This window comes from Streptomyces sp. NPDC050674 (assembly GCF_040654575.1).
Taxonomy (GTDB): domain Bacteria; phylum Actinomycetota; class Actinomycetes; order Streptomycetales; family Streptomycetaceae; genus Streptomyces.
The window spans coordinates 238,754-252,072 of sequence record NZ_JBFAIG010000009.1 but is presented as its reverse complement, the minus strand read 5'-3'; the positions used below and the strand labels follow the sequence as shown (position 1 = coordinate 252,072).

Genomic DNA, 13,319 nt, shown 5'->3' with positions numbered 1-13,319 from the left:
CACCCCCGCGTGAACGGAACGCCCGGGCCACAAGGCCCGGGCGTTCCGCTGGTTGCCTGAGGGACCGTCAAGAAGCCTTCAAGGTAAGAACATCACTTACCCAACTCTCACCATGAAACGGCAAGGACGGCGACCGAGCCCGCCCCCGGGCATACGTTCGGACCGTGAACACAGATTCCGTTGCCCACAGAGGCGCCGGCCGCCGCACCCTTCTGCGTACCGCCCTGACCGGGGCCGCAGCCGTCGGCGCGGGTGTCGGCGCCATCCGGCCGGCCACGGCCGCCACCCCGGTCCGGGAGACACCCCCGCGACCCGCCACCCCGGAAGAAGCCCTGAGGGAACTGGCCGCGGGCAACCGCCGCTGGCGGGCCTTCCGCGAGCGGCACCCGCATGAAGACCCCGCCGTGCGGCGGACGTTGGCCACCGGCCAGCATCCCTTCGCGGTCGTCCTCGGCTGCATCGACTCGCGTGTGCCGCCGGAGCTGGTCTTCGACCAGGGGCTGGGGGACCTGATGACCGTGCGAACCGCCGGCGAGGTGCTGGACGAGGCCGTGCTGGGCAGCGTCGCCTACGGGGTGCTGGAGCTCGGCATCCCGCTGGTCGTGGTCCTCGGGCATCAGTCGTGCGGCGCGGTGCGGGCCGCGATCGAGGCAGAGCGGTCCGGGCAGCACCTGCCCGCTCACATGCAGTACCTCGTCGACCAGATACGCCCGGCCATAGACCACGGGCAGGAGGGGGATGCCCGGATCGACGCGACCGTGAGTGCCAACGTCCGCCTCGTCCGTTCGAAACTGGCGGCGGAGCCCGAGCTGGCCGCGAAGATCGGCAGCGGCAAGCTGGCGGTCGTCGGGGCCCGCTACGAACTGACCACCCAGGTCGTCCACCGGCTGGCCTGAGCGTCCACCCCCGGTCCGCCGCGAGTGGCGGCGGACCGGGGCGGGACCGTCACACCCGCAGCGGATTGAACCGGGCCGCCGCCATCAGGTACCAGGCGGTGGCGCCGGTGTGCCGGTAGGGGTAGTAGCCGAAGCCGAACCCCGTGTCCAGCGGACTGCTCGCGGACACCACCCCGGACCGCTCGGGCAGTGCCTTCCCCCCGACGGTCTGCCCGCCGCCCAGCTCGTCCTGGGCCCGTTCGGTCGAGGCGAGCAGACGCCGGGCGCGTGCCTCGTCACCACGGGCCCCGCGGTCGCGCAGGGCGAGCGCGAGATGGGCCGTGCCCTCGAACCAGACGCCGTTGCGGTCGGGTCGGGGCTGGCCCTCGGCGATCGGGGCGTCCTCGTCGGCGAGCAGGCTCGCCGAGCTGAAGGTGACGCCCTCGTACGACTGCCCGGCCGGCAAGGTGCTGTTGGTGCGCCCGGAGTGGTCCAGGACGGCCAGCTCGGCCGCGGCCCAGTCCAGCGAACGGGAGAAGCCGCGGGTGCGGTGACCCAGCGCGAGGTGGGTCCAGGTCTGGGTGTCCTCGGGGACCGGAGACTTGTTGATGGTGACGCCGTCGTTGGTGCCGGTGTAGAAGAACCCCCCGGACGGCTCCCACATGCGCCGCACGAAGGCCTCGGCCCGGGCCTGCCGCTCCCGCCACGCCCGGTCGCCGGTGAGGGCGGCGAGGCGGCCGAAGAGGCAGACGAGATCGGTGTTGTGCTCGGTCGAGGTGAACGGCAGTTTCCGGTTCGCTCCGTCGACGCCGAACTTGTAGCCGCCGAGGGGCTCGTCGGTCCGGCCGGTCCGCTCGATCCATTCACCGATGCGCACGGCACCGGCGAGGAAGCGGCGTGCCCGGGTGCGGCGGGCGAGAGCGCTGAGCGCGATGCCCGCCCAGGCCATGTCGCCCACGGCCGTGCCGGTGAAGCCGAACTGCGTACCCACGTTGGCCGTGCCGTCGGCGCGGACGAAGCCGTCCGGCTGGAGCGAGCCGTCGTAGAAGGTGTACGGCCCGACGTTGTAGGCCTGCCGGAGCCTGCCGTCGTCGTGGGCCGGGTCGTGGCCCTGGGCGTAGAGCAGCGCGTCGCCCAGCGTCGTGGCCCGGGTCAGGGCGGCCGGGGTGCGGGCCGAGAGGTGGGCCAGGATCGCGAGGGCGTTGTCGTAGGTGAAGGCGGTGCTGAACAGGCCGGCCTGGTCGGTGTAGCTCTGGGTCAGGCGGATGGCGCCGTGGTCGGGGTAGGCGTCCATGGCGGCGGCGAGGAAGGCATGCCCGCGAGCCGGGGCCGACGCGGGGCGCGTGCCGGGGGATCCGGCGGCGAAGGCCTGTCCCGGGCCTGCGGCGGTGAGCCCCGCGGCACTGATGCCGAGTCCGGCACCGATGAGCGAACGCCGGCTGAGCGCCGGGCCTTGTCTGCCAGTCATGGATCTCCCTTGAGAGCGCTCTCAGTCAGTGCGCGCTCATTGTGCTGGCGCTCCGGGGCGGGGTCAACGCCTCGGAGCGAAGGGAGAGTTGCGAAGGGCGGCGAAACGGGGGAGGGATCACTCGCAGACGATCTCGTCGCGCGGGGTGTAGTGCGTGCGGTACGGCTCCCGCCGCACCTCCCGGCCGTCGTTGTAGAACACCCGCTCCACGGTGACGTCGAACCCTTCGAGCGGGTTCTGCGGCACGCACTCCTTGTCGTGGCTGACCTGCTTCTTCGGCTTGGTCACGTGGGTGCGCGGGCCCGTGACCGACTTGATCTCGTCGTACGCGCGGGTACCCAGGAACGAGACCGTGACGGAGGTGTCCGTGGACTCGGCCTGTATGGAGAGCGCCTTGCCGGAGTCGTTGGTGAACCGCAGATCAAGGCTGCCCCAGGCGACCGTCGCCTCGCGCCCCTCCGGGTAGCGCTCGATGTAGAAGGAGTGCGCTCCGTGCTCGACCGGCTTGACGCCGGCGAAGAACAGCGCGTTGTACACGGTCGTCGCCACGGAGGAGACGCCGCCGCCGGACGCCTTGGTGAACTTGTCGTCGAGGATGATGATGCCGTCCATGAAGCCGTTGGCCTCGCTGCGCTCCCCGACGGTCCGGTTGAAGCTCCAGGTCTCGCCCGGCCCGACCAGGGAGCCGTTGATGAGCTCCACGGCCCGGCCGATGTTCTTGGTGCGGTACTCGGCCGGTTCGAAGTGGACGGTGAAGGAGGACATCTTCTCCGTCAGGCCCAGTTCCGCGGCGTTCTCGCGGGTCACCTCCGGCTGCGTCTCGCGCACCTTCACCTCACCGCTGCGGGCGGGGCCCGTCCTGCCGAGCAGCGGCAGCACGGCCTCGCCCAGCGCCTTGTCGGTGACCGACCGGCCCACGACGGCGTCCTCGGCCACCACGGCCTTGTCGCCCTCCGCCCGCAGCTTCGCGTTCTCGGCGGTCGTGGTGATGCTGTTCAGCGGGCCGGCCACGGAGGGCTCGGAACGCAGCCCTTTGGCGTCGAGCTCGGGTCTCAGCGTGCCGTGCGCGTCCGGCCGCATGGCCAGGTGCTCGCCCAGCGCGTCCGGGCCGACCGTGAACCGTTTACCGGCCGCGGTGAGCGTGACGGGGCCGGACACGGCCGGTCCGGCGAAGCTGCGCACGGCCCGCCGCACCTCGTCGTCCGTGACCCTCGGCCGGGTCTCGTGGACGGGCAGGGGAGTGGCCGTACGGGTGGCGCCCCGCAAGAAGGAGTCGCGCAGGGGGTCGACCGAGGCGTTGACGTCCAGGGCGTATCCCGTCCGGGCCGCGACCGTCCGCACCCGGCCGTCGCCGAAGGTGACGGCGCCGTCCCGGACCTTCCGGTCGAGGTCCTTCGCCAGGTGCCCGAGGGCGGCCCGCGCCTTGCCCTCGTCGAGGTGGACGACGGGCTCGATGGCGCCGCCCGAGCGGAAGAGGCCGCCGAACACGCTGAGCGGATCGGCGCCGGTGCGCGCCGCCCGGTCGACGGTCTCCCGGAGGTCGTAGGACAGACCCGCGTCCTCCGGGTCGATCGTCCCGGTGCGGTCACCGACCGTCACGGGGAGTTCCCGTGCGCCGGCCGCGCCCAGCTCCCGTTCCAGTTTCCGCACCGCTTCCGCGCGGCTCAGCCCCCCGATCTCCACCCCGCGCACGGTCGTGCCGGAGTCGATCTCCCCACCGGTCAGGAGCAGGCCGCCGAGATACAGGCCGCCCACCCCCACGGCCAGCGCGCCGCCGGCCAGGGCGACGGACGGGAGGGAAGCGACACATGAGACGGAGGCTGTACGGGGGCGCATGGGTCTCCTGAAGCTCGATACGAGGGTGCACCCGAAACGCGACGATGCGCGGGCAAACAGATCCAGCTATCCACACATCGGGGGCATACCGATATGGCCCAGGCCACTTATGCCCGAGATCATTCAGAAATCATCCGGATCGGCAAGGCCACCGGGCCGGCCACGAAGTGGTAACGACGAACAACGAACAGGTCGTTGACACGGTCTAGGCCGACATGAAGATCTCTTTCCTCATTCACAACGCCTACGGAATCGGAGGCACGATCACCACCACGTTCAACCTGGCAGGGGCCCTGGCCGAGCGGCACGACGTGGAGATCGTCTCCGCCTTACGCCACCGTGAACGCCCGAATCTCGTCCTGGATCCCCGGGTGCGGCTGCGGGCGCTGGTCGACCTGCGCAAAGAAGCGGACCATCCGCTGCACCGGAGACCGGCCAAGGTGTTCCCGGCCGCCGAGTACCGCCACCACCAGTACAGCGAGCTGACCGACCAGCGCATCGGCGACTGCCTCGGGGCCCTGGACGCCGACGTCGTCATCGGCACGCGCCCCGGCCTCAACGTGCACATCGCCCGTCAGGCTCCCGAGCACGTCCTGCGCGTCGGCCAGGAGCACCTCACGCTGGACAACCACTCGCCGCGGCTGCGCACCGCCCTTCGCCGGGCCTACCGCCGCCTCGACGTGATCACCACCGTCACGGAGGCGGACGCCGCCGCCTACCGCCGCAAGATGTGGCTGCCCGGCGTCCACGTCGAGGCCCTCCCGAACAGCGTCCCGGACCCCGTCCTGCCTCCGGCCGACAGCACCGCCAAGGTCGTGGTCGCCGCGGGCCGCCTGGTCCCGGTCAAGCGCTACGACCTCCTCATCGAGGCGTTCGCCCAGGTCGCCGCCGCGCATCCGGACTGGCAGCTGCGCATCTACGGCAAGGGCGAGGAGCAGCCCAGGCTGCGGGAACTCATCGAGCGGCTCCGGCTGTGGAACAACGTGTTCCTGATGGGCGCGGCGACCCCCATGGAGGCCGAGTGGGCCAAGGGCTCGATCGGTGCGGCCGCGTCCAACTTCGAGCCGTTCGGCATGACCATCGTCGAGGCGATGCGCTGCGGACTGCCCGTCGTCAGCACCGACTGCCCCTACGGCCCCGGCGAGATCATCCAGGACGGGTCCGACGGGCGGCTCGTACCGGTCGGGGACCGCGACGCACTCGCCGCGGCCCTGCTGGAACTCGTCGGCGACGACGAGCGCCGCCGCCGCATGAGCCGGGCCGCCCTGGACCACGCACGCCGCTTCGCCCCGGGCCCCGTCGTCGCCCAGGCCGAACGCCTCCTGGAGACCGCCGCCGCGGCCAGAAGAGGCGGCCAGGCGGCCGCACCACACGACCACCGCACCCGCGGCGTCCTGACCGGCCGGGGTCATGCCGCCCGTGACGCCGCCCACGCCGCCGCCGCCGGCGTACTGCGCTCGATACGGAAGGGCCGCCGATGAACACCCCGGAGAACCGCACGACCGGCACGCACGAGGACCTGAAGCCGAAGACCGAGGGGGACACGGGAACGAGCCCCCGGCACGGCGCCGCCGATCCGGAGCCGCGCGCCGACTGCGTGATCGACACGGACGGCCGGATCACCTTCCGGCTGCCGCCCGGCCCTGCCGCTCACCCCAGGCTGCTCCTGCGGCTGCGGCCCAAGAAGGGCCGGGCCGAGACCGCCCCCGATGCCCTCGAACTGAAGCTCGACCAAGCCGACGGCCACCGGCACGCCGTCCTGGAACCGCACCCGGCTCTCACCGAAGGCCGCTGGGACGTGTACCTGCTGCCCGAAGCCGATGCCGAGCACCGTCGGCTGCGCCCCGGCCTGCGGGATCTGCGGGCCCTGGTCGACGGGCACCTGCGCGACCGCACCTCGCCGGTCGCCGTCAGGATCCCCTACGTCACGAAGGACGGCTTCCTCGCCCTCAGGGCGTGGCGGCGCACCGCCCACGCGGAGGCCCACGCCATCGACGTCACGGAAGGGGCCCTCGACGTCACGGCCCGCCTGCACGGTGCGGAACTCGGCGAGGACGCGACCGTGCGGCTGCGCCTGCGGGGCACCGACACCGTACGGACCCTCCGCCCCCGCACCGACGGCGACGGCAGGGGCTTCTCCTTCACCGTCGGCCCCGGGGAGCTGACGGGCGACGGCGGGGGCGCGGCCCGGATCTGGGACGTCTTCGTCCGGCCCGCCTCCGAGGCGCAGCCCGTCCGGGTCGGCCGGCTGCTCGATGACGTGGCGGACCGCAAGCACGTGTTCGTCTATCCGGCGATCACGGCGGACGGCTCCACCCTGCGCCCTTACTACACCGTCGACAACGACCTCGCGATCGAGGTGACGTGAGGCCATTCGCCGAAATGCCCGACATGGAAATTCGGCGGATTCCGGATGGCTGTTCCGGTGAGGGGCCGGGACAGCCATGTGTGGGTTTTGTGCGAAGCGGCGGCAAAAGGCGGGGCGGGGCCTCGTTCTCAACAGCCGTACATCAGGCGGGGACTTGCGGCCATAACCAAACTCAAGTACCTAGATGAATCATGAACTTGTTCAACCGCGTGGTGCCGTCCCGGCGGCAGGCACCGCTCCCCCCACAGCGCCCCGTCGGCGCATCGGCGTCCTCCACTGCCGTGCTGCCGGACCCCAGCCTGGCGAATCTGTCCGGCGAATGGGTCGTCGACCCCGCGCACAGCAGGATCGGCTTCTCCGTCCGGCACGCCATGGTGACCACCGTGCGCGGTTGTTTCCTGGAGTACGAAAGCCGGCTCTACTTCGACGCGCACGACCCCACACGGTCACGGGCCGACATCACGCTGTTCACCTCCAGTGTCGACACCGGCGTGGAACAGCGTGACGCGCACCTGGTGGGGCGTGACTTCCTCGATGCCGCGACCTATCCGCGTATGCGCTTCACCAGCACGGCGGTGGAGCAGACGGGCGCCGACCTGTTCAGCATGTGGGGCGAACTGACCATCAAAGGCGTCTCGCGGCCTGTCGTACTCGACATGACCTATATCGGAAACGTCACCGACCCCTTCGGCTACGACCGGGTGGGCTTCGACGGCACCACCACCATCAACCGCTCCGACTGGGGCCTGACGTACAACAGCAGGCTCGCCGAGGGCGGCGCGATGGTGAGCGAGAAGGTGCGTCTGCAACTCGACATCGCCGCCATCCGCACGCCTCCGACGGGCGGCTGACCGCCCCGGGGCGCCTACGGCCCGGCGTCGGCACCGGCCACGACCCGGAACGTGGCCGGGCCGAGCGTGAGCACCCCGTCGCTCAGCGGCGTGCACCGCACGCCGCCCCGGCCGCGCAGGGCCCGCTGGGCGCCCGGGCCGATGGTCACGTCCATCCACGCGCAGGGCCGGGCGGGACGCCTCACGGCGAACTCCACCGGCCCCGTGCCGCAGTCGAGCGAGACCGTCGCCCCGACGAAGGAGTCGATGTCGACGCCCCTGAGCAGGATGTTCCGGCGGGTGTGCCGCAGGTCGGCGCCGGCCGGGAGGTTCTCGGAGGCCATGAGGGTCACCGCCGCGTTCCGATGGGCGGGCCGGGCGTAGTAGCGGTCGCCCACCAGCCCCAGGTGGCGGCGTACCTCCACGCGGGTGACCCGCTCGTCGGCCGGTCCGGGGGACGGCCCGTCGGACGGCCGTCCGGCCAGCCGGTGCGCGGGCGACACCAGCAGTTGCAGCACCTCCACCTCGGCCATGACGCCACCCTACGTCCGGGGCGACCGCCGTCGGCCGTCGAGGCGCGTCAGCGGCGCCAGGACGCCGGGGGCCGCCCGGCTGATCACTCCTCGGGCCGCCGCACGGGCCTGCCGTCCTCCACCGGGGCCCGGGTGTCCGCCGCCTCGCCCGCGGTGAGGTGTTCCAGGACTTCCACCAGCTCCTGACAGGCGCGCTCCACGGAACGCCGCGTGAGGATCTGCTCGGTGATCACGGCCGACAGGATCAGGGCCGTGAGCGCCATGGCCCCGTTGAAGGCCTGGAGCTTCATCATCACCTCGACCCGGCTGAGCCGTTCGAACGGCCCGACCCGGTCGGTCGCCGCCACCGTGGTCATGATCGAGGCGAACAGCGCGCACATCAGGCTCCCGGCCAGCTGGAAGCGCAGAGCCGCCCAGATCAGCAGCGGGTAGATGAGGAACAGCAGGCTGACCGAGCTCTGCGCGGCCAGCGGCACCAGACAGCAGGCGATGACCGCGAGCCCCGTGGCCTCCTTCCAGCGCGACAGGCGCAGCGGCAGTCGCACACGGGACAGCAGGAGCAGGATCGGGGTGACGATCAGCACGCCCATGGCGTCGCCCACCCACCAGGCCAGCCACACCGCCCAGAAGCCCGACCACTCGATCCGGCCCGTGGCGATGAGGATCCCGGCGCCGGTGGTCGAGCTGATCAGCATGGCGGCGAAGGCGCCCAGGAACACCAGGGCGAGACCGTCCCGCAGCCGCGTGAGGTCGGTGCGGAAGCCCGCCCGTCGCAGCAGCAGGTAGCCGACGACGGGGGCGGCGGTGTTGCCCGCCAGGACGCCGAGAGCCGACGGCGTCAGCGAGGTGAGGGACATGATGATGAGGAGGGCGCCCAGGGCGATCCCCGGCCAGCAGCGCAGCCCGAGGATCAGCAGGCAGGCGACCGAGACGCCGGTAGGAGGCCAGATGGGGGTGACGACCGCTCCCTCCACGACCAGTTCCCGCAGCAGCCCCAGCTCACCGGAGACGTAATAGCAGGCGGCGACGGCCAGCGTCTGCAGAGCGATGACGACCGGCGTGCGCAGATCCTGGCTACCCACCACAGCAGCCATGAGACACCGGCGCCACCGCCTCGGCCACGCGGGAGCGGGCGTCGTGCGGCCCTATGGCTGAGCGTCCGGCCCGTCCAGTCCGACGACCAGGACGGCCGCGTCGTCGTCATGGCCCACCCGCTCGGCACCCTTGATCACGGCTGCCGCGAGGGCGTCCACGTCCATGCCCGCGACCGCCGCAATGCCCGCGAGCCGTGTCACCTGGTCGAGCCCTTCCTCCAGCGGCATCGACGGCCCCTCCACCACACCGTCCGTGAGCAGCACGAACACCCCACCCGTCGCGAGCTCGTACCGGGTCACCGGATAAGGCGTCCCGGCCTGCACCCCGAGGGGCGGCCCACCCTCGTCCTCGGTGCGGCCGGACTTCCCGTCCGGTGTCGCCCAGACGCACGGCAGATGCCCGGCCCGCGCGCTCTCCAGCACGCCGGCACACGGGTCGAGCCGCATGAAGGTGCAGGTGGCGAACAGGTCGGAGCCCAGGGACAGCAGCAGATCGTTGGTCCGGGCCAGCACCTCGCCCGGATCGCTGGTCACCGAGGCCAGCGCCCGCAACCCGGCCCGGACCTGCCCCATGAAGGCGGCCGCCTCGATGTTGTGGCCCTGGACGTCCCCGATGGCCAGACCGATCCGGCCGTCGCCCAGCGTGAAGGCGTCGTACCAGTCACCGCCCACGTTGAGGCCCTGGCACGCGGGCGTGTACCGCACGGCCAGGTGCAGCCGGCGTGCCCGGGGCAGGTCCCGCGGCAACATGCCGCGTTGCAGCGCGATCGCGAGTTCGACCCGGGACCGCTGCATCTCGGCCTGTGCGCGCGCCTGCGCCGTCAGGGCCCCGAGCCGGGTCAGCAGCTCGTCGCCGTCGTCCGTCGTGCCGGTGCGGGACATGGATCACTCCGGCGAGGATGGCCACGGTGGGTGACGACCTTGGAGGGAATCACCCGATTTACGTCCATAGGATGATACTCAGGTGCGCCCTGTGCGACGACTTCTAGGCCTGTGCGACGACTTCACGGCCCGGTGACGCCCCACGGCCTCGGTGGCCCTCACCGTCCGTCCCGCGCCGCCGCGCCGTCGGTACGCCGTCCCACCGCCGCCAGCACGAACGTCACGCTGATGAGCAACGCCCAGGCCCCGAACTTGTGCAGCCCCACCGGTTCCCAGCCGTGCTCCTGGTACGGGTAGCGCCACGCGCCGGCCAGGGTCGCCAGGTTCTCCGCCACCCACAGGAAGAAGCCGATCAGCACGAACGCCGCCGCCAGCGGCATCCGCCGGCGCGCCCCGCGCACGGTGAAGCGCACCGACGTGCCCGCGGTCACCGCCACGAGCAGCCCGGCCAGCACCCAGCGCGCGTCGGGCAGCCAGTGGTGGCTGAAGAAGTTGACGTACACGGCCGCGGCGACCAGGGCGGTAGCACGGGGCCGGTAGCGCACGAGCTCCAAGTCGAACAGCTGCCAGGCCCGGCACACGTAGCTGCCCACGGCCGCGTACAGAAAGCCGCCGTACAGCGGGACACCGGCCACCTTCAGCACCGCCGGCTCCGGGTAGCTCCAGGAGCCGAGCGCCACCTTCACCAGTTCGAAGGCCAGGCCGATGACATGGCAGACCGCGATGACGGCGACGTCCCGCCCGCTTTCCCAGCCGCGGGCCCAGAACACCAGCGTGAGCAGGAGCCCGTAGCCGACCAGCAGGTCGTACCGCGCCACCGGCAGGTCGGGCAGCAGCGCGGACGCGGCCACGCCGGACAGCAGAGCGATGGCGAAAGCGCACGCCCGCGTCTGTGTCCAGGCGAACGCGAGCAGCGAGCCGAAGGTGCCGACAGGGATCATGGTGCCCTGTAGGACGGCACCGTGCGCCTACCGGTTGCAGGGCGTCCGCGCGCTCGGCCCGCGGCCGTCCGCGCGGTCCCGTGCCCGGGCGACGGCGTGCCGCAACAGCCGGGACAGCCGCTGATCCGCGTCAGGCGCGGCGCACAGCACCCGCAGGGCATGTTCGAGTCGCCGGCGGCCCGGCCCGCGCCACCACAGCAGATCGGCGACGCGGCCCGCCGGGCCGCCCGCGGGACGCGAGGCGAGTCTTTGCGCTCGGCGGCGGCACGCACAGCCGTGCCGCGCCAGACGCCGCGAACCGGGACGCACCCCGCGAGCCTCGTCCACGACCGCGCCGACGAGCTGCGGCGCGTAACACCGGTCCGGCGGGCGGGCGTCCGCGAGATCGGCGGCCAGCGGCCACAAGGCACGTCGGGCGCCGTCACCGACACGGTCATTGACCACCCGGGCCAGGGCCGCGAGCGCCGGGTGCGTTCCGGCCGGACTGTCGGTGAAAGGGCCGCCGGACAGCAGCGCGGCGGCCTCCATGAGACAGGCGCCGTCGTCGGGGTGCAGATGGGCGAATCGCCCGGGCTCGGGAAGGCCGTCCGGGACCCCGGTGGGGGAGTACGCGGCCGCCCGGCGGCCGGGGAGAGCGGTCATGCGAGGCCTCCGGCTGTGATCACAGACCGGTGACGGCGTGCAGGAGGAGATACAGCGCCGCGGCCGGGATCCCCGCGCCGGGAAAGGTGAGGATCCAGGCGGTACCGATCGAACGGGCCACCTGCCAGCGTACGGCCGAGAAGCGCCGTGTGGCACCGGCGCCGAGAATGGCCGCGGTGATCGTCTGGGTGGTGGAGATCGGCGCCTTGACCAGGAACGCGGTCGTGTAGAGGACGGCCGCGGCGGCGCTCTCGGCGGCGAAGCCGCGCGGCGGGTCGAGGTGCACGATGCGCCGCCCCAGGGTGGTGATGATGCGGCGCCCGCCGGTGTACGTCCCGGCGGCCATGGCGACCGCCACGGCGGCGATCACCCACACCGGCACCGAGAAGTCCTCCTGCATGCCGGCCGTGACCAGCGCCAGCACGATGACGCCCATGGTCTTCTGCGCGTCCTGCAAGCCGTGCCCCAGACCCATGGCGGCGGCGGAGACGGTCTGTGCCATGCGGAACCGCCGCATGGTGCGCCGGGGCGTCGAGCGGCGGAACAGCCACAGGACGCCCGTGTGCAGCAGGTACCCGAGCACGACGCCGACCAGCGGGGACAGCAGCATCGGCAGGACGACCTTGTCCACGATGCCCGACCAGTGCACCGTGGCGGACGCGGCGAGCGCGGCACCGACCAGCCCGCCGATCAGGGCGTGCGAGGAGGACGTGGGCAGCCCGCGCCACCAGGTGAAGAGGTTCCAGGCGATGGCGCCGATGAGCGCGCACAGGACCAGCAGCAGCCCCGAGGTCTCCTGCGGCGCCCCGATGATGCCGCTGCCCACGGTCTGGGCGACCCCGGTACCCAGGAAGGCCCCGCAGAAGTTCATCACCGCGGCCATGGCCAGCGCCGCACGCGGAGTCAGGGCCCTGGTGGAGATCGAGGTGGCGATCGCGTTCGCGGCGTCGTGGAAGCCATTGGTGAAGTCGAACGTCAGACCCACGATGATGATCAGCACCACGAGAGTGAGCTCCATGCCGATCACCTTTCACCGCCCGGCCGCACGTTCCCATCGTGCGCTTCCTTCGGCGGAGCGGAGGGTGCGACTACGCCACGCGGGGCGCTCCCTTCGCGGGAACACGATGCCGACGAAGGCCCGTTTTACGGTGTGCTGATGCGATCTGTTCCTGCGTGGGCGCTGGTGTCGTCGGGGTGTGCGCCGGTCTTCCTGATCATGGGGTGGCTGGTGGCGGCGTCAGTGCAGGGACCTCCCTACGATCCCGCTGCCCAGACCATCAGCGTCCTGGCGGCTCCCGGCACCGAGGGGTCCTGGGTGATGACGGTGGCGTTCATCGCCCTGGGGTTCTGTCATCTGCTGACGGCCTGGGGGTTGCGCCCGGCCGCGACCGCGGGGCGGACGGCCCTGGCGGCCGGGGGAGTGGCGGCGCTGGCGGTGGCCGTGTTCCCGGCTCCGAGCAGCGGTGGTTCCCTGCGCCACGGCTCGGTGGCTGCCGTGGGATTCGCCGTCCTGGCCGCCTGGCCCGTCCTGGCCGCCAGGGGCGGTGCCGCCGTGCCGTGGGCCCTGCGCCCGTTCCCCTCCCTGGGGGCCACCGCCGTCATGGCGGCGGGCGCGGCCTGGTTCTTGATCGAGCTCCACCTGCACGGCGTGGCGGGCGTGGCCGAACGGGCCGTGACCACCATGCAGTCGGTCTGGCCCTTCGTCGTCGTCCTCTCCTGCCTGCGTGCCTCCCCGCGCGACGACTGTCCGACCTGACCGGGGATGCTTCAACCATTGACAGGTCCGGACCAAAGCGGAACTCTGAGAGCGCTCTCACACACTCACGAATCGGCCAACCGTCGAACGGAGA

The 13,319-nt window shown here is 72.0% G+C and carries 13 protein-coding genes; 5 read left to right on the top strand and 8 right to left on the bottom strand.

What is annotated here, in order from left to right; translation table 11 throughout:
* The first annotated feature begins 164 nt into the window (after positions 1 to 164).
* On the top strand, positions 165 to 896 hold the full coding sequence (locus AB0I06_RS17670) for a carbonic anhydrase (protein ID WP_363119707.1): 732 nt from the start codon (positions 165 to 167) through the stop codon (positions 894 to 896).
* A gap of 49 nt (positions 897 to 945) precedes the next feature.
* On the opposite strand, the gene AB0I06_RS17665 is transcribed toward AB0I06_RS17670, so the two are convergent.
* Positions 946 to 2,343, bottom strand: a complete 1,398-nt coding sequence (locus AB0I06_RS17665; protein ID WP_363119706.1) for a Tat pathway signal sequence domain protein — start codon at positions 2,341 to 2,343, stop codon at positions 946 to 948.
* 117 nt (positions 2,344 to 2,460) lie between these two features.
* Positions 2,461 to 4,179, bottom strand: a complete 1,719-nt coding sequence (locus AB0I06_RS17660) for a VanW family protein (protein ID WP_363119705.1) — start codon at positions 4,177 to 4,179, stop codon at positions 2,461 to 2,463.
* A gap of 215 nt (positions 4,180 to 4,394) precedes the next feature.
* On the opposite strand from AB0I06_RS17660, the gene AB0I06_RS17655 reads away from it, so the two are divergent.
* From AB0I06_RS17655 to AB0I06_RS17645, 3 genes are all read left to right on the top strand, one after another.
* A complete protein-coding gene (locus AB0I06_RS17655) occupies positions 4,395 to 5,660 on the top strand; it encodes a glycosyltransferase family 4 protein (RefSeq protein WP_363119704.1) in 1,266 nt (421 codons plus the stop codon).
* Positions 5,657 to 6,547 (top strand): transferase, encoded by an 891-nt coding sequence (locus AB0I06_RS17650; protein ID WP_363119703.1) that lies wholly within the window; start codon positions 5,657 to 5,659, stop codon positions 6,545 to 6,547. The genes AB0I06_RS17655 and AB0I06_RS17650 overlap by 4 nt, the downstream gene beginning before the upstream one ends.
* 191 nt (positions 6,548 to 6,738) lie before the next feature.
* A complete protein-coding gene (locus tag AB0I06_RS17645) occupies positions 6,739 to 7,398 on the top strand; it encodes a YceI family protein (protein WP_363119702.1) in 660 nt (219 codons plus the stop codon).
* A 14-nt stretch (positions 7,399 to 7,412) separates the two neighbouring features.
* Here the strand turns inward: AB0I06_RS17645 and AB0I06_RS17640 are convergent, their stop codons facing one another.
* The 6 genes from AB0I06_RS17640 to AB0I06_RS17615 all read right to left on the bottom strand — a co-directional run bounded on the left by AB0I06_RS17640 (position 7,413) and on the right by AB0I06_RS17615 (position 12,487).
* Positions 7,413 to 7,910 (bottom strand): molybdenum cofactor biosysynthesis protein, encoded by a 498-nt coding sequence (locus AB0I06_RS17640; RefSeq protein ID WP_363119701.1) that lies wholly within the window; start codon positions 7,908 to 7,910, stop codon positions 7,413 to 7,415.
* Between the two features lie 83 nt (positions 7,911 to 7,993).
* Positions 7,994 to 9,004, bottom strand: coding sequence for an MASE1 domain-containing protein (locus AB0I06_RS17635; RefSeq protein ID WP_363119700.1), 1,011 nt, complete (start codon positions 9,002 to 9,004; stop codon positions 7,994 to 7,996).
* Positions 9,005 to 9,055: 51 nt separating this feature from the next.
* Positions 9,056 to 9,886 carry a PP2C family protein-serine/threonine phosphatase gene (locus AB0I06_RS17630; RefSeq protein WP_363119699.1) on the bottom strand — a complete coding sequence of 277 codons (831 nt, stop codon included), beginning with the start codon at positions 9,884 to 9,886 and terminating at the stop codon, positions 9,056 to 9,058.
* A 158-nt stretch (positions 9,887 to 10,044) separates the two neighbouring features.
* Positions 10,045 to 10,827, bottom strand: coding sequence for a DUF817 domain-containing protein (locus tag AB0I06_RS17625; protein ID WP_363119698.1), 783 nt, complete (start codon positions 10,825 to 10,827; stop codon positions 10,045 to 10,047).
* Between the two features lie 27 nt (positions 10,828 to 10,854).
* The gene (locus AB0I06_RS17620; protein ID WP_363119697.1) at positions 10,855 to 11,469 is read right to left on the bottom strand and encodes a hypothetical protein; all 615 of its coding nucleotides are present in this window, start codon (positions 11,467 to 11,469) and stop codon (positions 10,855 to 10,857) included.
* Between the two features lie 19 nt (positions 11,470 to 11,488).
* Positions 11,489 to 12,487, bottom strand: coding sequence for an inorganic phosphate transporter (locus AB0I06_RS17615; RefSeq protein WP_363119696.1), 999 nt, complete (start codon positions 12,485 to 12,487; stop codon positions 11,489 to 11,491).
* Between the two features lie 138 nt (positions 12,488 to 12,625).
* Between AB0I06_RS17615 and AB0I06_RS17610 the strand changes: the two genes are divergently transcribed.
* Positions 12,626 to 13,225 (top strand): DUF998 domain-containing protein, encoded by a 600-nt coding sequence (locus tag AB0I06_RS17610; RefSeq protein ID WP_363119695.1) that lies wholly within the window; start codon positions 12,626 to 12,628, stop codon positions 13,223 to 13,225.
* Positions 13,226 to 13,319 lie beyond the last annotated feature (94 nt).